The organism is Fulvimonas yonginensis, assembly GCF_037137055.1.
GTDB lineage: Bacteria > Pseudomonadota > Gammaproteobacteria > Xanthomonadales > Rhodanobacteraceae > Frateuria_A > Frateuria_A yonginensis.
Map to the genome: position 1 here is coordinate 1 of NZ_JBBBNY010000010.1, position 20235 is coordinate 20235.

Below are 20235 nucleotides of genomic sequence, written 5' to 3' on the forward strand. Positions count from 1 at the left end.
CTCTGGACGTACAACCACGAGCGCCCGAATATGGCACTCGGTGGCATCACGCCGATGCAGAAATTGGCGCTTGCCGCATAGCTCCACTTTTGGCGTCCGCTGAAAGCGGGGGGATTACCGAAGCTGCCCCAGAAGAAATTGACCGGGCTGCTCTTGCCGGCGTAGCTGCAGCGCCACAAGGCAAACACGCGGTCGACTTGCACCAGAATGCGCCAGAACTGCTGCGCCCAGGCGCCGTCGTAGGTCGCCGGCCGGGTGTCGTCGTCCAGCCGTACCGGCGCGGGCATCTCGACCGTGACCGGCCAGATCCGCACCGCCAGGCCCATGTCCGCGAGCGTCTCCATCAGCGTCCTGCAGAACGTCCCGATGCTGCGGGATGCCAGCGGCAGCCGCCGGATCGCGCCGCTGGTGCAGGAGATCTCCAGGACATGGTCGAGGAAGTCGAAGGCGAGCGTGAAGGAGCGTGAGCCGTGCGGCAGCATCCCGGTGGACAAGCCGCGCGGGGTCACGTGCAGTGCTACGCCCCAGCAATGGTTGAGGGGCGGCGCCAGTGCGAGCGCCACCTTGCCCACTACCTGCGAATACAGATGCAGGGTCGCGTAGGTGTCCCGCCAAGCGGTGTACGTCAAGGACGGCCAGGTCCGCTCGTCGTCCGTCATGCAGCACCTCCGATACCCCTCGCACAGGTCGGGCGGGAGGGTGAGGGTAGGGCGCTACCCGTTACGGGGGCTGCACGGGATCGTGAGCAAGGCCAGGCATGACCATCGAAAACGGAAAGCTGCGCCGCGGGGCGGACGTCGTCCGCCAGCGTGGCTAGTCGTCGAAGCCGGTGTAATCCTCGGGGAAGATCGGCGTGCCGTCCGCCTCCAGTCCCGTCATGTCGGCCAGCGCCTTGGCGGCGGCGGCTTCGGCGGTGTCCCTGTCGCGGAAGCTGCGGTTCTCGCAAATGGCGTAGTACACCGGAAAGCCGTGGCGGCGCGGCGTGATGGCGAGCCAGGCGGAGTAGCGCGAGCCTTCCAGGGTGGCGCCTGAGCTTGCAAGGAAGCTGTCGAACTCGCGCTCGGCCATGGTGGTCGGTTCCGCTCTAAAAAGGGGCAAGTGCGAGAGGCTACCTGAGTTGGGAGCAACAAAGGGGACGGAGGCGATTAGACAGGACAAAGGTGCCAGGGACGATTTCTCCACACTCTAGCGTTAGGCTGAACCATGAGCCAATCGCGCGGGCAGGTGCCGGACCAACTCTCCTGGCCGGCAGAAGCACCTTGTCCTGCACCTCGTAAACGAGGCGATAGCCGGAGGCGCGCAGCTTGATCTTGTAGCAGTCCGGCATGCCGAGCAGCCGGTCGGCAGGAACACGTGGGCGCTCCAGCCGCTCGGCCAACTTCTTCTTCAGCTGCTCGCGGATATCGGGCGAAAGCTTGCGCCATTCCTTCAGCGCTGACTCGACGAACTCCAGGCTATAGGTCATCGAGCTTGATCTTGACCCGACGCTCGCCCTTGCGCTGGCGCACCAGCTCGGCCAGCGCTGCACGAGGTCTCCGGCCGACCGGGGCGCGAGATCAACCCCACCATCTACAGCCTGGGCGAGTGGCGCTTCCGCGTGGAGCCCGGCAAGAGTTTCGTTGCCCAGGTGCTCGCCCAGCCGCGAATCGACCTGATGGGAAGCGCCGATGGCCTCGGCGCTTGAAAACCGCGCCGGCCCCGGCAAGGCCCTGGCTGCCCAGCTGCCGGATGCGGCCGAGACTGCCGACCTGGTCACGAACAAGAAGGGCTCTGTGATCCGATCTCCCTGCCCCCTTGCCGCGACCCAACGGGGCTCGCCATGCCTGCGTGCGCGGGCTCACCCGGGTTTGAGGTCCGCGGGGGTTTGCAGGCATCGTTGGTGTCCTGGCCGACATGTCCGAGGGGATTTGATGACTGTCCTGCGTTGTACGGCAAAACTTCTCAAGCGCCTGAAACATCCAGCCAAGCCGCCGGAGCCATTGCCGCAGGCGAACCCACTGGGCGAGTGGTACGCCGACATCGACTTCTGGCACCGCCAGCCGTTCGTGGTGATGCTCAATGCCTCCACTGGCGGGGTGTTGATGCTGCCGGGGAATGCTTCCGGCTTGCGCCGCTTGAACGAGTTCGCCCAGCTGCAGTTCGCATGGCTTTGCGATGGTTTCGGCCTGCGCGGACCGCAGGTGGATGAGGAACTGCGGGGGTTCGAGACAGGCTTCGTCCTCGCGGCTACCCGCGACCGGAGCCTGCTTGCCTCACTCAACCAGCGCAAGGTCGATTGCTGGATGTCAATGGAATATCGCGGCCGTCCCCCGCCCGAGGTGGCGGCCGAGGAATGGGAAGGGTTGTTCACGCACCCCGCGCTGGGCCGCGGTGCGTCGTCCAACATGGGTTACCACCGACCACTCGATCTGCTGCGCCAGCGGTTGCTGGTGCCATGAGAAGTGCCAGGGACACTTCCTCAGACGGCGCATCGACCTGGACGACCTCACGCTCGAATCCGGACGGTAACCATCGCCGTTTTTTCTCCGCTCAAGATGGTGCAGGGGAGCGGACCCGTCCACCGGACGCATTCAGGCCGCACACGGTACGCGCATAGCACATCGAGATCTCGACGAACGCCACCCGAGCTTGTGCGTGCCAAGGCAGCAACACCTGGCGAATGGTCCGTTCGAAGGCGCGATGCTCGACCCATGACCGGGCCTGATCGCATGGCTCGCCGAACGCCGACGCAGGCCATGGGTTGCGGATTGCACGCCCTTGCAACACTGTCCCTGTTTCGTATAGTCGTCGGTGGCGCCGGGATGGCGCCGCTATCAAACAGGGGAAATCATGTTTTCTTTTTTGAAGACCGCGGGCGTCGGGTGCCTGGTGGCCGGTCTGGCTGCGTGCTCGACGATGACTCACATCAGCTCGACTGCGCCCGGGGCGCATCTGGTGGTCAAGCACGAGGTGCCGGTGGTGCCGAGCACTATTCGCATGAAGGACACCAGCTTCGGCAACTACGAGTTCAAGGCCGAAAGCCCCGGGCATGACGCTTTCTATGGCATCCTGCCGCTGCGATTCCATGGCGGGCGCCTGGCCGCCGACATTCTGTTTTTTGCCCCGGCAGCATTCTTCAATCTACGCGGGGCATTCCCTTACTACGAGATAGACACTGACAACGGCGTCATCCGCTACAAGGTTCACGCCAATGACCCGTGGCAGGAATATCGCCCCACTACGGCGGAGCGCGAACGCGCCAAGCAGTTCTTCGGGGTGAGCAGCTGAGCCGGAGGCGTGCGCTGACGAGGCGCACCTTCGACTGACAATAGGGTAGGAGATTGGGGGCAGGCAGCGCTTGCCCCCATTTTCTTCCGGGTCATGGGGCAGAAAGGGCCCAAAAGCACCAGGGACGACTCTCGATCGTTTCAGCCCTGGCTCGGCTGGCCCCGCGCCTCTCGGACACCACAAGCCGAGGGCCATCCTCTCGGGGCCTCGCGCCAGCGCCATTACCGCGCAAGGTTCACGCCCCGACTCCGCTTCCTGGCTTAGAGATGTGGACACCGGTTCCATCGTGGCGAGCAACGCGACATGTCAGGTTCCCGAGAAACGGGCGGTGCGCCCGCCAAGCTTGCCGAGAGCGCGAGCCGGCTGAAGGACAGCGCGGTCCAGCAGAGCGACAGCGCAGACCGTCGCACCGAGCTGGCCGCGGACCGCACCCTATTTGCCGCCGAGCGCACCTATGCGGCATGGGTCCGGACCGGCCTCTCGGCCCTGGCGGCAGGTGTCGGCGCCAAGGCCCTGCTGAAGGAGGTGGTGCATCCGTGGCTGGCCAGCGCCACGGGTTCGGTACTGGTCCTTTTCAGCGCCTTCTGCTTCGTTGCCGGGGTGTGGCGCGAGCTCGACCCCGGTGCACCTCCACCTCGTCCCGATATCCGTCGGCTGCCACCCTGGCTCCTGGTCGGCGTCAACGGGTTCCTTTTCGTGGTGTCGATCGCGGCGCTCGTCGGTATCTGGATCGTTCGTGCCTGAAGCGGCGGACGACCGGACGAGGAGAGCCGGCCCTGCGGCCTTGACTGGCGGCGTGCCCTTCGCGCTGCTCGGGCGTTTCTCAATGGCGGCCGGGCAAGGCCTGCGCGAGCTTCGCGCCGAAGGCCAAGCCAAGCGCCAGCGCGCCATAGGCCGCCACCATGGCGCGCTTGCTGAGCACGAGTTCCCATCCGGGCGTGAGTCTTTTCGGAGTGACGCCGTAATCGACGGCTGCCGCGACCGCGGATGTCGTGCACGCTCCACGCAAGAGCGCGCCGGCGGAACGCGGGCGGCGCCTGGCCCGCCAGAACTCGAAGGGCAGCGCCCAGAACACGGCCGATGCGCAGTGGGTGGCGAAACCGACCAGCGTGTGCGGGGCGTCGAGCGCGTCGCATTCGGCGGCCTTCTCGCCGTGCAGCCAGTGGCTCGTCGCGTTGATGGGTTGCAAGGCACCCTTGCCTTCGGACTTGGCAAGCAGCGCAAGGGCAGCCGCCGCGGCAAGGCCCGCCACGGTGCCGCTCACCAGGGCCCTGGCGAGGGTGGAGGCATGAGCTCCGTGGCCGTTCGTTCGTGTTTTCATCGAGTCCGCCCCGCGCTCGTTGCGTGTCCCAAGACTGCGGAGTCTCCGGTCGGGGGCGTGTGACATGCGTGCCGAACAGCGATGAAGGCAGTCTCGGCCTTGCCGGCAATCAGGCGAGCGAGCGGAGTGCCGGGCAAACCGGCCGAGTGCGACGCTCCCGGAGCGGCCTTCGGTCCGTGGGAGTCAACGCTGGCGAAGCACCGCCGGCGTGTCGAGCAGGTTCACGCCGGCGGCGTGGCGCAGATGGTCCCGCAGCCAGTAACCGTGCTCCGCGCCCACGGTCACCACGATCCGCCGCCCGGGGTTCTCGCGCGCGGCACGCTGGATCACCTGCAGGAAGTGGGTGTTCCAGGCCCGCCAGCCGGCATGCTCGGCCGGGCCCATCAGCGCTTCCTGCAACGCGTGCTTGGCTCGCATCGCCAGGTCGGTGGTGGCGTCGTTGACGTCGGCCGGGGAGGTCCAGTGCGCCTGGAGCGCCGCATAGAGGCCGTCGGTGTATTTGCCGAACGCCTCGGAGCGGGCCGGCTGCCGGGCATCGAAGGCCGCCGCGTTGGCGCGATAGGGCGCAAGGATCCGGCCGGCGAGGGGTTCCGGGGCTTCCATCGCGTAGACCCGGTAGTGGTGCCGGTCGATCAGCGGGTAGATGACGGCCGGATACTCCTGCTTGTTGGGCTCGGCCGGGCGGGTCTCGAGATCGTCCGGCTGCAGTTCCACGCACAGCACGTCCGGGTGCAGCCGCTCGATCGTCCGGCGCAGAACCGCGTTGTCGTAGGCCGGCACCTGCGCGTGCATCTGGTGCAGCGTGTCCAGCACGATGACGGTCGCGGCCGGCGGCCGTGCCGCCGCGACGGCGGGCAGGATCGCCCAGGCTGCCAGCAGGATCGTCCAACGCATCGTCATGCCCGCTACCGCGAGTAGGGACGCCAAGGTAGCCGGGGGGCATCCGCTGGCGCAGTGCTGGAAGCCATGGCGCCTGCCGGCAACGTGTCAGCCGGCGGACCGGCCTCGCGTCGACGCTTCCGCCTCGTGCAGGTAGGTCGTGAAGCCATCGGCCGCAGGCGAGAGCCCGTTGAGCAGCATCACCGCGCTGATCTGGCCGCGATGTCCCGTGCCGTGGTTGATCACGTGCACGAGCATCTCCTCACGGGTCATGCAGCCCGGGGCGCCATCCGTGAACGCGAAGCGGATGGATTCCTCCAGTGCCTCGCGATCGAGCGTCGCCACATAAGCGATGTACTCCCGATCGCTTTCCCTGATCTCCTGGGACAGCTCCTCCAGCGTGGGCATTTCGCTGAGGTTGGCGCAGATGTACGCGTGCGCCCGCCGCCTCAGATGGGCGGCGAAGATGCGGTCGACCACGTAGCTGTGGCTGAGCGCCCTGATGGCGGGCCCGGTCACGGGGGAGTCGCTGCCGAGCCCGGCCAGGATGGTCAGCAGCTGGTCGTTCGCCCAGGCCTTGTATCGGAACAGCCGGTGCAGCGTGTGCATGTCGTCGCCTCCAGTGGGGTGTTAGCCGCGTTCGCCGGAATGCCCCCCGGCGCCCCGCACCCGTGGCAGAATACGAGCGATCATTCGCTTTTGGTACTCGCATTCGCGGGAGCCGGACGTGGCGCGCAAGCTGCTCACGAAACCCAGGAAAACCGCCTCGCAGGAGCGGTCGCGCGCGACCGTCGGCGCGCTGCTCGAGGCAACCGCTCGCATTCTGGTCAAGGAAGGCTTCGACAAGGCCAGCACCAACCGCATCGCGGAGGTGGCCGGGGTGAGCGTCGGCTCGCTCTACCAGTATTTCCCCGGCAAGGAGGCGCTCGTGGCTGCGGTCATCGAGCGCCACCGGCAGGAGATCCTGCAAACCGTCCGCAGCGAGCTGGCGAAGGCCTGGACGCTGCCGGTGGAGCAGGCCATGCGCAAGCTCGTTGCCGTCGCGGTCAAGGCGCACCGTGTCGATCCCCGGCTGCACCATGTGCTCACCGAGCAGATTCCGCGTGTGGGCCGGCTCGAAACGCTGGAGACCTTCGGCCGCGAGAACTTCGCCCTGTTCCGCACCTACCTGGAAAGCCGGCGGGATGAGCTGCGCGTCGACGACCTGGAGCTCGCCTCGTTCGTGTGCGTGACCACGATCGAGGCGGTCACCCACAACGCCGTGCTCCACCATTCGAAGCTCCTTACGGACGCAAGGATGGACGCGCTCGTCGAGGAGACGGCATGCCTGCTGATCAGGTACCTGAAAGGCTAGCTGTCGACCGGTGCCGGTCGTGGCGCGTTCCCGGGCGCCGGCCTTCGCGATGTGCGGCCGCCCTTCGCCGCGGGCGTGACGATACTTAGGTATTGACCTAAGTTAAGTGGGCTGCCAGACTGCGGCCGTCGGACCCAGCCCTCAACCAAGTGACCGGCATCGACATGAACCCGACCGCCGTCGTCGACGACGTCTTCTACGCCTTGTCCAACACGACCCGCCGGAAAGTCCTGGAACAGTTGTTCCGCGGGCCGGCCACCGTCAGCGAGCTGGCGGCGCCGTTCGACATGAAGCTGCCGTCGTTCGTGCAGCATCTGTCGGTGCTCGAGAAGAGTCGTCTGGTGCGGTCCAGGAAGCAGGGCAGGGTGCGCACCTACGAGATCGCGCCCGAACGGTTCAAGGTGGCCGAGGATTGGCTGGCCGAGCGGCGCCGGCTGTGGGAATCCCGACTCGACCGGTTCGACGCCTACGTCAAACAACTCAAGGAAAAGGAATCGCAAGCATGAGCAAGCAACCCGCGTTCGATCCCAAGCTGGACATCGTTTTCGAACGGTTCCTCGATGCGCCGCCGCAACTGGTGTGGGAAGCCCTGACCAGGCCGGAGCACGTCAGCCAGTGGTACATGCCCAAGGCCTGGGGGCGTGTGTCGCGCTGCGAGATGGACCTGCGGCCGGGCGGCGCCTTCGGCATCGACATCACGGTCAACAACGGCCAGGAGGTGCCCAACCTCGGCTGCTTCCTGGAGGTCGTGCCGATGGAGCGCCTGGTCTGGACCTCCATGCTGTTCCCCGGCTATCGCCCGGCCGTCTTCGATGACGTGCCGATCACCGCCATCATGACGCTGGAAGCGCAGGGGACGGGAACGCGCTACGTGTTCACCGCGCTGCACCGGAACGAGGGCGACGTGGCGGCGAACAAGGAATCCGGCTGGAAGGAGGGCACCGACATTGCGCTCGATCAGCTGGTGGAGCACGTCGCGTCGATGAAATAGGCAGCACGGGCCTGCACGTGGTGGTGCCGGTCCGCCCGGCCTTCGGCAAGCCGGCCGCGAGCAGGTGTGACGCCCACGCGGGCCACGGCCTCCACAGGGGAAGGCCGTGACGCTTTCGCCGCAGGAGGAGCTCGCACGCGATGCTCCGGCCCTGGCACGCGATCGAGCAAGCCGGCACGACCTCGCCGCCGTCCGGCCGGTCGCGTGGAGGGCGGAGTGGGCGCCTGCCACGTTCATCCGGACCGTCGTCCGGTGTCACGCCGTGGAAAGGGCCGGGCCTCGCGCGCGAAGCAAGAGCCTCGCGCGCAAGCCCCGGAGCTTGCGCGACGCACGTTGTCTCAATCCGGCGACCCGCACCAGGTGGTCAACGCCTCGTTCAGCCCCGTGTCGGTGCCCTCGCCGACCCAGGCCACATGGCCGTCCGGCCGCACCAGCACGGCCGTGGGCGCGCTGACCGTCCCGAGGGCCGGGAGCTCCCATCGACCCGCGCAGGTGGCGTCGACGCATCCGACCCGGCCCTTCCAGCCGTCGGCACGGAGGCTGCCGGGCTTGCCGAAGTTGAGGAGCACCGGCCGGGCCGTGTGCAGCAGCGTGTACGCGCGCATCGGGCCCGAGGGCGTGAGCAGGTCCAGGTCGGGCATGCGGCGGCCGAGCAGCGGGTGTCCCTGGCCGAGGTCGTAGCGGATGTCCAGGCCGGACATCATCGCGCCGAAGCGCTTGCGCGGCTCCTCCATGCCGAGGAGTTCCACCACGATGCCACGCAGCGCCTCGGTGCGGTCGTCCGTGCGCTGCAGCGCCACCTGCGCCATCGTGGTGCGCAGCACGCGGGCCGCGACCGGGTGGCGCTCGGCGTGGTAGGTGTCCAGCAGGGCATCGGGCGATTGCCGCTTGATCACCTGCGCCAGCTTCCAGCCCAGGTTCACCGCATCCTGCACGCCGAGGTTGAGGCCCTGGCCGCCCACCGGGGAATGCACGTGCGCGGCGTCGCCGGCCAGCAGCACGCGCCGCTCGCGGTAGGTCGCGGCCTGGCGCGTCGCGTCGGTGAACCGCGAGATCCAGGTCGGGCTGTGCACGCCGTAGTCGGTTCCGCAGACGGCGACGAGCGCGGCGCTGAGATCGCGCAAGATGGGCGGTTCCGTGCGTCCGGGCAGCTCGGGAACCATCACCCCGATCGGCCCGGCGTCCTTGTAGACCACCTCGCCGCCGCGGATCTCGTACTCCAGCCGGCCGAACGAATGGATGCCGGCGGCGGTGCGGTGGATGCCGAGCGGCGGTTGCTCGGTCATTTCCACTTGGGCGATCAGGCTGCTGGTGGTGGCCTCCCAACCCGGGAAATCGATGCCTGCGGTCTTGCGGATGACGCTGCGTCCTCCGTCGCAGCCGACGAGATAGGCTGCCCGCAGCGCACCGCCGTCGGATAACCGCAGTTCCGCACCGGCTTCGTCCTGCGCGAACCCCGTCACCTCCCGGCCGCGATGGACGGGCACGCCAAGTTCCTCGATCCAGCCGGCCAGGATGCGCTCGATGTGCTTCTGCCACAGCCCCAGGCCATAGGGATGCCGCGTGGGGAAATCGCTGATGTCCAGGCGCGCCGAGCCGAACCCGGCGACCTGCGCCACCTGCCCCTCGGCCAGGAACCGCTCGGCGATGCCGCGTTGATCGAGCACCTCCAGCGTCCTCGCGTGCAGGCCGCCGGCGCGCGAGCCGGCGAGTTCCTGGCTGGTCCGCCGCTCGACGATGGCCACGTCGATCCCTGCCAGGGCAAGCTCGCCCGCCAGCATCATGCCGGTCGGGCCGGCGCCGACGATCAGCACCGCGTGATCGGTCCCCGATGGGGACGCGTGCTTCGAAAGACTCATGCTCATTCGCCTCTCCAGCGTCGTGGGGGCGGGATTGGGCAGCACGCGCGGGGGATTGCCGCAAGCCCCGGCCAAGCTAAGATATTGGAAGTGGGAAGGCCCCGATCCGCGCATTGCGATCGCTCCGTGCCGGCCGTCGCCACTCCCCCGAGACCTTGCCCGCAGAGTCTGCCGTCCCGTTCGAGGATGGCCCCGGGCCTGGCGTCGCCACTCTTCGACGGGCGCCTACTCACACCCTGCGGCGAGCGCGCTTTCTTGTTGCGCCCGCTCCGGGTGCGGTGACCGGGCTGGTGCCACCCAGCTGCGCCAGCCACGCCAGGTCATCGGCGTAGGCAAGGAACGAGCGCAGGTATCCGGGCGACAGCTCGCGCATCAGCGCGATGGCGCGGCTGGCCAGTGCGGTGGAGTTGAGCGGGCCGGCATCGGTGGGGGTGTGGGCGACCGACTGCTGGAGCCGGCTGTCGGCCCGGAGGGTGGACCACAGCTCGCGGAAGTCGGCGAGTGCGGGGACGTCCGGGTAGGCCGCGCGCTCGGGGGAGGTCCCGCGGGCGAGGTGGTCGCGGAGTTCGCGCAGCGGGCTTGGGCCAGGCGATGGGGTGGCGTCCGGCGCTGCATCCGGCGCGTCGGCATGGTGTGCCCGCAGCTCGGCCAGCCGCGCCTCCAGCGTGCGGCGTGCCGGGCCGTGGAGATGGCCGGCGCGCTGTTCCATCGCCGCGATGAGCCGCGCGCGGATGGCCGAGGTGGCGTCAGGGTGCATGGCCGGGGGTGGCGTCGTTCGGCGTGGCGGTGGCGGCCGAGGCGCGGGGAATCGGAGCGATCTCCACGCGGCGGTTCTTCGCTCGGCCTGCCTCGTCGGTGTTGGCGCTGACCGGCTGCTGCGCACCGAAGGCGGCGGCGAACACCGCGTCGGCGGGCACGCCGGCGGCGATCAGCGCGCGGGTGACGGTGAGCGCGCGCTGGGCGGAGAGCTCCCAGTTGTCGGCGAACCGGCGGTTGTCGCCGTGCACCGGCTGGTCGTCGGTGAAGCCGCTGACCATCAGCAGCTCGTCGCGCGACTGCAGGTACTGCGCCAGCGGCGCGGCAAGGCTCTGGATGAGCTGGCGGCCTTCGGGCTGCAACCGGTCGGAGTTGAGCGCGAACAGCAGGTTGCCACGGATGCCGATGCGGCCGTTCACCAGCGTCACGCGGCCCTGCGCCAGCGGCGTGGCCAGCGCCTGTTCCAGCGTGGCGCGGCGCTGCTGCTCGGCCTGGCGCTGCTTCTCGGCCACTTCCAGCTGGTGCGAAAGCTGCAGTTGCACGCCGATAACGCCGACCAGGATCAGCACGAACGCGCCGAGCAGCACCGACATCAGGTCGCCGAAGGCCCAGATCGGCGCGGTCGGCTCGCCCTCGAACTCGACCTCGTCGTTCATGCCTTGGCCGCCTTCGCCGGCGCGCGGCGGCCGGCGAGCTGCTGCAGGTCGGCGATGATCTGCTGCTGCGAGAGCACGCTGAGCTCGACCACTTCCTTTGCCTGCGCCACGTAGTAGGCGAGCTGCTCGTCGCTGCGCGCGCGCGAGGCGTCGAGCGCGCCGGCGATCTGCTGCAGGCGTTCCATCAGCGCGTCGTTGGCCTGGCCGAACTGCGCCACGCCGGCGCCGAAGGCCTCGCCCAGGCTGGCCACTTCGACGGCGCTGGCGGTGACCTGCGCGGCGGCGTCGTCGAGCTTGCCGGTCTGCGCTTCGATCTGTGTGGCGAAGCGGCTGCCGACGCGGTCGAGCAGTTCCGCGGAGGTGCTGACCAGCGCGTCGATCGCGCTGCGTTGTTCGGTCGAGGCGTGGTTGACCGCGTCGAGCAGGGTTTCCAGCGTGGCCAGCAGGCGGCTGCGTTCCTCCAGCATGGCGGTGTCGCGCGCCATGCTGTCGGACAGCTTCTGGCGCAGCTCGCCGACCACTTCGGCGGCCACGCGCGGGGCTTCGGACGCGGCCTCGACCAGGCGGGCGATCTCGGCGAGGGTCCGGCTGGCGTGCGCTTCGGTCTGCGCGGCGATGGCGGCGGCGGTCTGCTCCAGCGTGTCGCAGATGGCCTGCTGGCGGCTCGCGCTGGCGTCGCCGGCCGCCTTCCACTGCGTGGCCAGCTCGGCGGTGATGGCGTCCAGTTTCCGCGCCCAGGCGGCCAGGCGCGCCTCGTCACGGGCCTGCAGCGCGGACTGCAGCGCCGCGTGCGAGCGGTCGACCGCCTGCACCAGCGCCGCCGCGTGCGACTCGAAGGCCTCGCTGGCGGCGACCAGCGCCTGCCGGTTGCGCTCGGCGAGTTCCGCATTCGTCGCGTCCTGCTTCGACAGCGCATCCTGCCATGCCTCGGCGGCGCGCTCGGCGCTCGCGTCCAGGCGCGTGGCGACGCCGTCCAGCAGGGCGGACGAGCGCTGCTCGAAGGTCTGCGCGAAACGGGCGAGTGCCTCGCCCAGGGCCTGTGCGTGGGAGTCGTTGGCCCGCCGGTGCTGGGCGAGCGCGTCCTGCCAGATGCCGGTGACGGTGCGCGCGGTTGCCTCGAAGCCGGAGGCGAGGCCGTCGAGCTGGCGTTGCACGGCCTCGGCCACGCTCGCCTGGACGGCGGCGCTCTCGCGGGCGAGGCTGGCCAGGGTGGATTCCACCACCGGCTGCAGCACGCCGGCGGCCGTGCGCGCGCTGTCGGCCACGCTCGCCTGCAGCGACTGCTCGACCGACCGCGCCAGGCGCGTGTACGCCTCCTCGGTGTGGCGGTGGAAGGCCTCGCGGTCGGCGTGCTGGCGTGCGTGGGCGGCGGCACCCTGCTGCTCCAGCGTCGCGGCCATCGCCTGCAGGCGGTCGACCAGGGCGGGCATCGCCGCGGCCTGCTGCTGCAGCAGGCGGAAGGCCTCCTCGCGCTGGTGCGCACGGGAGTGGACGCGCAAGGTGGTGGCGATGGCCGCATCCAGCGCCTGCACCGCCTGCAGCCGGTCGCGGCGGACCAGCGCGGAGAGCAGGCCGAGCATCGCCGAGCTGGCGACGCCGGCGATGGAGGTGCCGAAGGCGAAGGCCAGCCCGTTGACCGGCGCCGCCAGCGCGCCGCGGATCGCCTGCAGGTCGCTTGCGCTGCCGAGCGCCGTGCCGGTGCCGCGCAGCGTCGCCATCATGCCGAGCAGGGTGCCGAGCATGCCCAGCAGCACCAGCAGGCCGACCAGGTACGGCGCCATCGCCGGGGCCGGCAGCGCGGCGCGCTCGCCCTCGATGCGCAGGCGCACGGCGTGACGCAGCCCCGGCGCCAGGCGTTCCAGCCAGCGCGCGAGTTCGGCCGGCGGCTCGCTCAGCCCGTCCAGCGCGTAGCGCAGCGTGGCGGTGGCCTGCCGGTAGCGGAACAGCTCGAACGCGCCGGCGAGGTAGCAGGCACCGATCAGCAGGGCGACGGCCACGCCGAGCGGGTTGCTGCCGACGTAACCGAGGACGATCCAGCCGATCGCGGCGAGGCCCACAGCGAATACGGAGAGAAGAAGCAGAGGTCTGAACATGGGAAACCGCGTCAGGGGGTGCGAAGCGCCGCCAGCAGCGCGTCGACCGGTTGAAACCGGAGATCCAGCTCCGCCAGCAACACGCTGCGCATGTCGCGGCGGAAACCATCGAGCCAGGAGCAGGCGTGCCCGGCCGCGCGCAGGCGCGCCATGCGCTGTCCCAGCAGGTCGGGCACCTTGGCGAGCAGGGCGTGCTCGCGCGGGGTGAGCGCCGCTTCCATCACCGCATCCACCTCGGCCAGGCGGGCCATGGCGGGCGAGGTGCGGGCGAGCGCGTCGCGCAGCGTGCCGCGCAGGCGCCCGACGGTGGCCTGCATGGCGCGCTGGCGGGCGAGGCAGAGCTGGCGGAAGGCGGCATCGTCGGGCGGGATGTCCATCGGGGCGCCGGGTGCCAGCAATGGATCCTCCTTGATCGCCGCCGCCAGCACCTCGCGCGCCCGCGCGCATTCGGCGTGCAGGTCCTGCGCCGGCGCGGCGGGTTCGGGCGCGGCCGGCTTGCCGTCGAGCGCGGCCGCGAGCGACAGCGCGTGCTTCCAGTCCAGCCACTGGCCCAGCCGCTCGGGCAGCGACGGGCCGGGCGCGTCCACGTCCATCTCTGCCAGACGCGCCAGCAGACGGATGAACGTGGGCCCGCGAACCGTCGGGCGGGGTGCAGCCTGCGCCATGCTTTTCGAGCAAAACCGGCAGTTTAGCGCGACCCGGGCGTCCGGTGTGGGGCGACACCGGCGCCTCCGGGCCGCAGGTCGACGCAAATCATGGATCGCGAGCGCAGGCGGGCGGTTGCGGGCCGGGCCGGGCAACGGGAGCGGGGAGGGCCCGATCAAGTCACAATCGACCTTCGGAAGGGTGTCCCGACGGCGCCCGATCCGTACCCTGTTCGGCTATCGGTCAAAGAGGCGAAATCCGTGAACGGTCCCGAGTTCCGGTTCTACTTTTTCACGTCGCGCTACGCGGAGACCGTGGCTTTCTACCGCGATGCGCTCGGCCTGGCGATCTTCCGCTCCTGGGACCGGGGGCCGGATGCCCGCGGTACCGTGTTCCGTTCGCCCAATGGCGTGGGCCTCATCGAGATCGAGGCGGGCGACACGACGCCCTCGATCCATGGCGGGTTCTACATCGAGGTGGCCCAGATCGATCGCTGGTACGGGCGCGTGAAAGCCGCGGGCTGTCCCATCCTGAAGGCGCTCGGGCCGACGGAGTACGGCCATCGCAACTTCCGTACCGCCGACCCGAACGGTGTCCACGTCACGCTCTTCGAGTACTTGAAGGAAGCCGGCGGGCCGTAGCGGAATGGTCGTCGGCGGCCACCGGCAGGCCGCGTCGGCGGTGCTAGAAGCCGTACTGTGCCGAGACACCCACGCCGCTGTCGTGCAGGTAGACGGCGTTGCCGTCCTCGCGGCTGCGCTCGTCCTGCGCGAACTCGGTGTGGAAGGCGTACGCGGCGAGCTGCCAGTGCGCGTTCAACCGGTAGGCGAGAGCGACCTGTTCCTCGCTGTCGGTCTGTGCCAGGCGCACCTGGCCGCCTTCGGTGCGCAGGCTGTCGACCCAGGGCAGGCGGCCCCAGCTCGCGTCGGCGGCCAGCTGCAGGGCGTCGCGCAGCGGGTAGCGCAGGTGCAGGCCCAGCATGGGCACCGGCAATTCCTGTACGTAGAAGTCCTCCTTCAGTTCGTGGCCGGGGCTGTCCGCCGCGATGGTGCCCCGCATCCTGAAATCGAGCATCACGTAGCGGGCGCCGAGGCTGCCCCACAGGCTGCCGCGACCGACGTCCGTCAGGTGGTGCCAGTAGCCTGCATCCAGCTCGATGAAGTCCTGGAAGTGGGTGACGGTGTCCAGCCGGCCCGGTGCCACCACGGTGCCGTTGAAGTAGACCGGGGTGTCGACCCGGGCGCTGCCGTCCAGGCGATGGGTGACCAGGCCCAGGTGCAACTCGCCCGCGGCGCCGAGCGGTGTCCAGGCGAGCAGCCGCAGCGACTGCATGTGGTCGACCCCGAGGTCGTCGTTCAGGCGCAGGCGCGTGGCAGGCACCGCGTTCTCGCGCACCCGGATCCAGCCGCCGGCCCAGCCCTGCTGGGCGGCCAGCGTCACCTGCCAGTCCGCCGCGGGAAGCGGGCGGCAGCCCAGCGAGGCGACCAGCAACAGGAGGAGACCGAGGACCCGCCTGCGGCGATCGCGCCGGGCGGGATGGCTGGGGGGCGGATGCATGGCTGGGCGCTTGCGATGAGCGCGTGCGGCACGTTGGAGGGGCGCCGGGATTGTTCGCGTGCAGCCGTCAACAGGAGGTCGAAGTCGCGCGGGGTGATTCGTGTGGCAGGAGGTGGCGGCAGCGCGACCCGACCGGCCCCGGGCATGCCGGACCCGCCTGCCCGGCGTACGCCCGGTGGGAGCCGTGTGCGGCCGACCCGGCGGCGCGCGCGGCATGACCTTCGGCGGTTCCAGAACGACCCTCGTGCGGGCAAAGTCGCGCGAGCCCTTTCCTGGAACACGCTATGACCGCCCTGGCCACCTCCCTCCGAGCGACCCTGCTGTGCACCGCGCTGGCGGTTACCTCCGCCGGCGTCCTGGCCGCCGAGGCCACGCCCAAGCCCGATTTCCTCGCCGCCCACATCGACACCTCGGTCGATCCGGGCGTGGATTTCTTCCAGTACGCCAACGGCGCCTGGCTCAAGGCGCATCCGATTCCGGCCTCCGAGGCGGCGTGGGGCATCGGCAACGAGGTGGACGAGGAGTTGTACGCGCGCCTGCGCGGCATCAGCGAGAGGGCGGCCAGGCAGAAAGCCGCACCCGGCAGCGATCAACAGAAGATCGGCGACTTCTGGGCGACCGCGATGGATGTGGCGAAGGCCGATCGCCTGGGAACCCGGCCGCTGCATGCCGAGCTGGCGCGCATCGATGCGATTTCCTCGCCGGCGGGCGTACTCGACGCCGTGTTCGCCTTCAAGCCGATCGGCGTCGGCGCGCTGTTCCGCATCGGCATCGCCCAGGACGACAAGGACAGTGCCACCATGGCGGTGCAGATCCGCCAGGGCGGCCTGGGCTTGCCCAACCGCGACTTCTATTTCAACGGCGAAGCCGGCGTGGCGAAGATCCGCGCCGCCTACGTCGAGCACATGGCGCGCACCTTCGTGCTGCTGGGCCGGGAACCGGCCGCGGCGAAGGCGGCGGCCGCGAAGGTGATGGCCTTCGAGACGGCGCTGGCGAAGGCCTCGCGCAAGCTCGAGGCGCTGCGCGATCCGGAGAAGAACTACAACAAGATGGCGCCGGTGGACTTCACCGCGAAGTTCACGCCTTCCATCGACTGGAATGCGCGGCTGACGGCCTGGGGCATCCACCCCGCCTACGTGATCGTCGGGCAGCCGGAGTTCTTTGCCGCCGAAGACCGGCTGTTGCGCGAGACGCCGCTGCCGGTGCTGAAGGACTACCTGCGCTACCAGCTGGTCGATGGCTACGCGCCGTTCCTGTCCACCACGCTGGACCAGGAACACTTCGATTTCCACGGCCGCGCCATGTCCGGCCAGCAGGAGCAGCGCCCGCGCTGGAAGCGGGTGCTGGACGAGGAGAACGACGCCATGGGCATGGTGCTCGGGCGCATCTTCGTGAAGCAGTACTTCCCTGAGGCGTCCAAGCGGCGCTACGCGGCGATGGTCGAGGCGGTCCGCAGCACCTTCCACGACCGCATCGAGCGGCTCGACTGGATGAGCCCCCAGACCAAGGCCAGGGCGCTGGCCAAGCTCGCCGCGGTTACGCCCAAGGTCGGCTATCCGGACACGTGGAAGGATTATTCGGCGCTGGTGGTTGGGCGCGAGTCGTACGCCGCCAACGTGATGGCGGCGCGTCGCTGGCAGTTCCGGGACAACCTGTCCAAGTTCGGCAAGCCGGTCGACCGCACCGAGTGGGACATGACCCCGCAGACGTACAACGCCTACTACAACCCTTCGAACAACGAGATCGTGCTGCCGGCCGCCATCTTCATGGTGCCCGGCGTGCCCGACGATCAGGTGGACGATGCGGTCGCCTACGGCTACGTCGCGGCCAGCACGATCGGCCACGAGATCACCCACGGTTTCGACGACGAAGGCCGCCAGTACGACCCACAGGGCAATCTGTCCGGCTGGTGGACGGCGCAGGATGCCGCGCGCTTCAACGCCGCCGCGCAGAAGATGGTCGAGCAGTTCGATGCCTACGAGCCGTTGCCGGGCCTGCACATCAACGGCAGGGCGAGCCTGGGCGAGAACATCGCCGATTACGGCGGCGTGCTGCTCGGCCTGGAGGCGTTCCAGAAGACCGAGCAGTACAAGCAGGGGAAGAAGATCGGCGGACTGACCCCGACGCAGCGCTACTTCCTCGGCTACGCGCTGGGCTGGATGAGTCAGCAGCGCGAGCAACGGTTGCGCCAGCGCCTGCTGTCGGACGTGCATGCCCCGGCCAAGTGGCGCGTGCTCGGGCCCATGTCGAACATCCCCGCGTTCTACCAGGCGTTCGGAGTGAAGCCCGGCCAGCCGATGTGGCGCGCGCCGGAGGATCGCGTGCGGATCTGGTGATCAGGCGGAGCGAAGCGGATGGCTTCGGGCGAGACCGCGTCCTACGCATGTGAGGCTGGATTCCACCAGGCCACAACCCAACCCGTCGGGCCAGCGTATGGCCTGATAGCTCGCCCGCTGCGATCTAATATCGGGCTGCAGGTAGGCAGGGGCGGCGAGGGGTCCTGCCAAAAAGGGTAGCGATCGGTTGGCTTCACCGAACAGGGCAGGTTCACGAGCCCGCCCGGCGCGTGGATCTGTCCGGTTCCTTGGCATGTGATCGGCCATCCGTTGGCCGTTGCAGGGGACCGGCGGTGCGTGCACTTGGGCTGCCACGGGTGTAAGAAGTCGTTCCGGCGCGCCCCAGCAAAAGAGCAGACTGCTGGACGGCTACATGGTTTCAGCGCTTCCAATCCGACGGGGGTTCCCCGATGACGCGCATGAATTCGGTATTGCTGGTATCGGTGTTATCGATGGCAACTGCGAACCCTTCGTTCGCAGCCACGCCCTCGGCCGCGGCGGCGGAGATGGAGACAGCAGCCGACCAACTGATGGCAAGCCTGTCTCCCGCCCAGCGACAGCAGGCACTGGTCGCGCTCGCAGATCCTGATCGTGAGGGCTGGCGTTACCTGCCTGACTGGGCGCTCAAGAGGGAAGGGCAGCCACCGAGGCGGGGTGCACGCATCGGCGATCTCACGCCGGTGCAGAAAGTCGCGCTGCACCACCTGCTGCAGGTGTCCCTCAGCGATCGGGGCTATCTCAAGGCAGACGGGATCATCAATATGGATGACCTGCTGCGTGAGCTGATGGTCCGCGCTGTCGAGCAGCATGCGCCGGAGGCCTCGGGACTGACGCTCGATGAGGCACGCCAGTTCGGGAGTGGAAACTACTGGTTCAGCCTGTTCCGGGATCCACGGTCGAACAGCGCCTGGGGCTGGCGCCTTGAAGGTCATCACCTGTCCATCAACTTCACGATAGCGGACGGACTGGTATTCGGGACGCCCGAGTTCATGGGCGTCGAGCCCGCCATGATTGCCTCGGGCCCGAACGCGGGTTTCCGGTTGCTTGCGGCCGAGCGATCACTCGGGCGCACACTGATCCGCTCGCTCACCCCCGGTCAATGCAAGCTCGCCTATCTGTCTGTGAAAACGCCCCAGGACATTATCGCCGGCCCCCGCGGCGAAGGGCGGCTAAAGCGGTTCCTGGGCATTCCGGCCTCCGGGCTTTCGTCCACGCAGCGCCGAATGTTGCGCCAGCTGATCGAGCAATATGCCGAAAACCTGCGGGCCGACGTAGCCGGACGCGAACTCGACGACATGGACCGGGCAGGCTTCGACAAGATCCATTTTGCCTTTGCCGGGAGTGCAGACGACGGCCAGCCGCTGTACTACGTGATCCACGGGCCGACCCTGTCGATCGAGTTCGACAACACCGACGCGGACCCCGACCATATCCACACCGTCTGGCACGGCAGCCACGATTTCGGAGGGGACGTGCTGCGGCAGCACTACCGGCAATTCCCACACCCGCACTTGTAAGGGGCTCGACGGACCGATGAAGCCCCCGCGGAGGCTGCTCCGGCAGCCCCGGTGGCCTTTCTTCGAACTTTCGCCCCCAGTCACCGGAAAAACAACACATGGCCGTATTCATCGAAGGTGGTTGCCGCTGCGGCGAGGTGCGCTATCGGGCAACCGCCGCACCGTATGCCACGTCGCTGTGCCATTGCCGGTCCTGCCGGTTGTCGGCCGGAGCGCCCACGGTGGCCTGGGTGATCTTCCGCGAGGCGGATGTGTCGATCGTCGCCGGGCGACTGGCCATCCATGAGTCGTCGCCCGGTGTCGAGCGCGGGTTCTGCCCACGCTGCGGCACCTCGCTCAGCTACACGCGGGCCAACCGGCCCGGCTTCTTCGACGTGACCACGGCCTCGCTCGACGACCCGGACGCGCTGCCTCCGACGAAGGAGATCTGGACGGCCGAGCGGCTGGCGTGGGTATCGGCGCAGCCCGGGCTGCCCCAGTTCGAGGCGTTCAGCACCCCGGCGGGAGCGGAGTAGCCGCGAGGGGCCTGGCGCGATGCAGGCGTCAGGTCCCGGTCCGCCGTCAGGCCACGACGATGACTTTGACGATGCAGGCACGCCAGGCGCGAGCCGTCAGCCCACCTTGCGCAGCATGTGGTCGATCGCCACGTTGTGCTCGTGCTGCGGACTGAACAGGACCACCTCGGCATCGGCATCCCTGCCGACTTTCACGGTGTGGCCCGGCGGCCAGTGGAAGAGGTCGCCGCCGGCAGCCTGCTCCGTGCTGCCGTCGGCATAGGTCACCGTGAGTTCGCCCTCCAGCACGTAGCCCCAGTGCGGGGCCGGGCACAGGTCGTTGTCCAGCCCCTGCAGGAGCGGGGCGATGTCCGTGCCGGCAGCAAGGGAGAAGTATTCGCCGCTGATCGTGCCGTAGCCGCCGGCGTCGCCGAAGTCCATCTGCTGGCGTGCCACCGCGCCGGGCGCGTTCATCCTGACGGGTATGTCGTGCTTGGCGATGCGCATGGT

Annotated in this window: 22 protein-coding genes and 1 pseudogene; 10 read left to right on the forward strand and 13 right to left on the reverse strand. The window is 69.0% G+C overall.

Going from position 1 to position 20235, the window contains the following annotated elements:
- Window positions 1-176 precede the first annotated feature (176 nt).
- The 3 genes and pseudogenes from WAT24_RS12575 to WAT24_RS16505 form a co-directional block, all read right to left on the reverse strand.
- Window positions 177-659: pseudogene (locus WAT24_RS12575) on the reverse strand (DUF5996 family protein); the annotation flags it as partial.
- Window positions 660-813: 154 nt separating this feature from the next.
- The gene (locus WAT24_RS12580; RefSeq protein ID WP_336808236.1) at window positions 814-1068 is read right to left on the reverse strand and encodes a hypothetical protein; all 255 of its coding nucleotides are present in this window, start codon (window positions 1066-1068) and stop codon (window positions 814-816) included.
- A gap of 40 nt (window positions 1069-1108) precedes the next feature.
- Window positions 1109-1465 (reverse strand): type II toxin-antitoxin system RelE family toxin, encoded by a 357-nt coding sequence (locus WAT24_RS16505; protein ID WP_345786363.1) that lies wholly within the window; start codon window positions 1463-1465, stop codon window positions 1109-1111.
- Between the two features lie 445 nt (window positions 1466-1910).
- Here WAT24_RS16505 and WAT24_RS12590 point away from each other — a divergent pair, with 445 nt between their 5' ends.
- The 3 genes from WAT24_RS12590 to WAT24_RS12600 all read left to right on the forward strand — a co-directional run bounded on the left by WAT24_RS12590 (window position 1911) and on the right by WAT24_RS12600 (window position 4011).
- A complete protein-coding gene (locus WAT24_RS12590) occupies window positions 1911-2438 on the forward strand; it encodes a DUF6933 domain-containing protein (protein WP_336808237.1) in 528 nt (175 codons plus the stop codon).
- Window positions 2439-2829: 391 nt separating this feature from the next.
- A complete protein-coding gene (locus tag WAT24_RS12595; RefSeq protein WP_336808238.1) occupies window positions 2830-3267 on the forward strand; it encodes a hypothetical protein in 438 nt (145 codons plus the stop codon).
- A gap of 303 nt (window positions 3268-3570) precedes the next feature.
- A complete protein-coding gene (locus WAT24_RS12600; RefSeq protein ID WP_336808239.1) occupies window positions 3571-4011 on the forward strand; it encodes a YidH family protein in 441 nt (146 codons plus the stop codon).
- 79 nt (window positions 4012-4090) lie between these two features.
- Here WAT24_RS12600 and WAT24_RS12605 read toward each other — a convergent pair whose 3' ends face one another.
- The 3 genes from WAT24_RS12605 to WAT24_RS12615 form a co-directional block, all read right to left on the reverse strand.
- A complete protein-coding gene (locus WAT24_RS12605) occupies window positions 4091-4531 on the reverse strand; it encodes a hypothetical protein (protein WP_336808240.1) in 441 nt (146 codons plus the stop codon).
- Window positions 4532-4771: 240 nt separating this feature from the next.
- Window positions 4772-5488: a hypothetical protein gene (locus tag WAT24_RS12610; protein WP_336808241.1), complete on the reverse strand. Its 717-nt coding sequence runs from the start codon at window positions 5486-5488 to the stop codon at window positions 4772-4774.
- 87 nt (window positions 5489-5575) lie between these two features.
- On the reverse strand, window positions 5576-6076 hold the full coding sequence (locus WAT24_RS12615; RefSeq protein ID WP_336808242.1) for a DinB family protein: 501 nt from the start codon (window positions 6074-6076) through the stop codon (window positions 5576-5578).
- Window positions 6077-6194: 118 nt separating this feature from the next.
- On the opposite strand from WAT24_RS12615, the gene WAT24_RS12620 reads away from it, so the two are divergent.
- From WAT24_RS12620 to WAT24_RS12630, 3 genes are all read left to right on the forward strand, one after another.
- Window positions 6195-6821 (forward strand): TetR/AcrR family transcriptional regulator, encoded by a 627-nt coding sequence (locus WAT24_RS12620; RefSeq protein WP_336808243.1) that lies wholly within the window; start codon window positions 6195-6197, stop codon window positions 6819-6821.
- Window positions 6822-6985: 164 nt separating this feature from the next.
- A complete protein-coding gene (locus tag WAT24_RS12625; RefSeq protein ID WP_336808244.1) occupies window positions 6986-7327 on the forward strand; it encodes an ArsR/SmtB family transcription factor in 342 nt (113 codons plus the stop codon).
- The gene (locus WAT24_RS12630) at window positions 7324-7812 is read left to right on the forward strand and encodes an SRPBCC family protein (RefSeq protein WP_336808245.1); all 489 of its coding nucleotides are present in this window, start codon (window positions 7324-7326) and stop codon (window positions 7810-7812) included. Before WAT24_RS12625 ends, WAT24_RS12630 begins: the two co-directional genes overlap by 4 nt.
- Before the next feature lie 338 nt (window positions 7813-8150).
- Here the strand turns inward: WAT24_RS12630 and WAT24_RS12635 are convergent, their stop codons facing one another.
- From WAT24_RS12635 to WAT24_RS12655, 5 genes are all read right to left on the reverse strand, one after another.
- Entirely contained in the window at window positions 8151-9671 is a 1521-nt protein-coding gene (locus WAT24_RS12635; protein ID WP_336808246.1) for an FAD-dependent monooxygenase, read from the reverse strand.
- Window positions 9672-9900: 229 nt separating this feature from the next.
- Window positions 9901-10428 (reverse strand): DUF2894 domain-containing protein, encoded by a 528-nt coding sequence (locus tag WAT24_RS12640; RefSeq protein ID WP_336808247.1) that lies wholly within the window; start codon window positions 10426-10428, stop codon window positions 9901-9903.
- The gene (locus WAT24_RS12645) at window positions 10418-11083 is read right to left on the reverse strand and encodes an OmpA family protein (protein WP_336808248.1); all 666 of its coding nucleotides are present in this window, start codon (window positions 11081-11083) and stop codon (window positions 10418-10420) included. Before WAT24_RS12645 ends, WAT24_RS12640 begins: the two co-directional genes overlap by 11 nt.
- Window positions 11080-13176 (reverse strand): DUF802 domain-containing protein, encoded by a 2097-nt coding sequence (locus tag WAT24_RS12650; protein WP_336808249.1) that lies wholly within the window; start codon window positions 13174-13176, stop codon window positions 11080-11082. The genes WAT24_RS12645 and WAT24_RS12650 overlap by 4 nt, the downstream gene beginning before the upstream one ends.
- Before the next feature lie 11 nt (window positions 13177-13187).
- A complete protein-coding gene (locus WAT24_RS12655; protein WP_336808250.1) occupies window positions 13188-13841 on the reverse strand; it encodes a DUF3348 domain-containing protein in 654 nt (217 codons plus the stop codon).
- Window positions 13842-14081: 240 nt separating this feature from the next.
- On the opposite strand from WAT24_RS12655, the gene WAT24_RS12660 reads away from it, so the two are divergent.
- Window positions 14082-14462, forward strand: coding sequence for a VOC family protein (locus WAT24_RS12660; protein ID WP_336808251.1), 381 nt, complete (start codon window positions 14082-14084; stop codon window positions 14460-14462).
- 43 nt (window positions 14463-14505) lie between these two features.
- On the opposite strand, the gene WAT24_RS12665 is transcribed toward WAT24_RS12660, so the two are convergent.
- Window positions 14506-15378, reverse strand: coding sequence for a hypothetical protein (locus tag WAT24_RS12665; protein WP_336808252.1), 873 nt, complete (start codon window positions 15376-15378; stop codon window positions 14506-14508).
- Window positions 15379-15662: 284 nt separating this feature from the next.
- Between WAT24_RS12665 and WAT24_RS12670 the strand changes: the two genes are divergently transcribed.
- From WAT24_RS12670 to WAT24_RS12680, 3 genes are all read left to right on the forward strand, one after another.
- Window positions 15663-17714, forward strand: a complete 2052-nt coding sequence (locus WAT24_RS12670; protein WP_336808253.1) for a M13 family metallopeptidase — start codon at window positions 15663-15665, stop codon at window positions 17712-17714.
- Window positions 17715-18133: 419 nt separating this feature from the next.
- The gene (locus WAT24_RS12675; RefSeq protein ID WP_336808254.1) at window positions 18134-19231 is read left to right on the forward strand and encodes a DUF3500 domain-containing protein; all 1098 of its coding nucleotides are present in this window, start codon (window positions 18134-18136) and stop codon (window positions 19229-19231) included.
- Window positions 19232-19329: 98 nt separating this feature from the next.
- Complete coding sequence (locus WAT24_RS12680; protein ID WP_336808255.1) at window positions 19330-19746, forward strand: GFA family protein; 417 nt, start codon at window positions 19330-19332, stop codon at window positions 19744-19746.
- A gap of 96 nt (window positions 19747-19842) precedes the next feature.
- Here the strand turns inward: WAT24_RS12680 and WAT24_RS12685 are convergent, their stop codons facing one another.
- Entirely contained in the window at window positions 19843-20232 is a 390-nt protein-coding gene (locus WAT24_RS12685; protein ID WP_336808256.1) for a cupin domain-containing protein, read from the reverse strand.
- Between the last annotated feature and the right edge of the window lie 3 nt (window positions 20233-20235).

Excerpts from the sequence above, each read along its gene's own strand:
- WAT24_RS12580 (WP_336808236.1), bottom strand. The coding sequence starts at position 1,068 with ATGGCCGAGCGCGAGTTCGACAGCTTCCTTGCAAGCTCAGGCGCCACC.
- WAT24_RS16505 (WP_345786363.1), bottom strand. The coding sequence starts at position 1,465 with ATGACCTATAGCCTGGAGTTCGTCGAGTCAGCGCTGAAGGAATGGCGC.
- WAT24_RS12590 (WP_336808237.1), top strand. The coding sequence starts at position 1,911 with ATGACTGTCCTGCGTTGTACGGCAAAACTTCTCAAGCGCCTGAAACAT.
- WAT24_RS12595 (WP_336808238.1), top strand. The coding sequence starts at position 2,830 with ATGTTTTCTTTTTTGAAGACCGCGGGCGTCGGGTGCCTGGTGGCCGGT.
- WAT24_RS12600 (WP_336808239.1), top strand. The coding sequence starts at position 3,571 with ATGTCAGGTTCCCGAGAAACGGGCGGTGCGCCCGCCAAGCTTGCCGAG.
- WAT24_RS12610 (WP_336808241.1), bottom strand. The coding sequence starts at position 5,488 with ATGACGATGCGTTGGACGATCCTGCTGGCAGCCTGGGCGATCCTGCCC.
- WAT24_RS12615 (WP_336808242.1), bottom strand. The coding sequence starts at position 6,076 with ATGCACACGCTGCACCGGCTGTTCCGATACAAGGCCTGGGCGAACGAC.
- WAT24_RS12625 (WP_336808244.1), top strand. The coding sequence starts at position 6,986 with ATGAACCCGACCGCCGTCGTCGACGACGTCTTCTACGCCTTGTCCAAC.
- WAT24_RS12630 (WP_336808245.1), top strand. The coding sequence starts at position 7,324 with ATGAGCAAGCAACCCGCGTTCGATCCCAAGCTGGACATCGTTTTCGAA.
- WAT24_RS12635 (WP_336808246.1), bottom strand. The coding sequence starts at position 9,671 with ATGAGTCTTTCGAAGCACGCGTCCCCATCGGGGACCGATCACGCGGTG.
- WAT24_RS12640 (WP_336808247.1), bottom strand. The coding sequence starts at position 10,428 with ATGCACCCTGACGCCACCTCGGCCATCCGCGCGCGGCTCATCGCGGCG.
- WAT24_RS12645 (WP_336808248.1), bottom strand. The coding sequence starts at position 11,083 with ATGAACGACGAGGTCGAGTTCGAGGGCGAGCCGACCGCGCCGATCTGG.
- WAT24_RS12650 (WP_336808249.1), bottom strand. The coding sequence starts at position 13,176 with ATGTTCAGACCTCTGCTTCTTCTCTCCGTATTCGCTGTGGGCCTCGCC.
- WAT24_RS12655 (WP_336808250.1), bottom strand. The coding sequence starts at position 13,841 with ATGGCGCAGGCTGCACCCCGCCCGACGGTTCGCGGGCCCACGTTCATC.
- WAT24_RS12665 (WP_336808252.1), bottom strand. The coding sequence starts at position 15,378 with ATGCATCCGCCCCCCAGCCATCCCGCCCGGCGCGATCGCCGCAGGCGG.
- WAT24_RS12670 (WP_336808253.1), top strand. The coding sequence starts at position 15,663 with ATGACCGCCCTGGCCACCTCCCTCCGAGCGACCCTGCTGTGCACCGCG.
- WAT24_RS12675 (WP_336808254.1), top strand. The coding sequence starts at position 18,134 with ATGAATTCGGTATTGCTGGTATCGGTGTTATCGATGGCAACTGCGAAC.
- WAT24_RS12680 (WP_336808255.1), top strand. The coding sequence starts at position 19,330 with ATGGCCGTATTCATCGAAGGTGGTTGCCGCTGCGGCGAGGTGCGCTAT.
- WAT24_RS12685 (WP_336808256.1), bottom strand. The coding sequence starts at position 20,232 with ATGCGCATCGCCAAGCACGACATACCCGTCAGGATGAACGCGCCCGGC.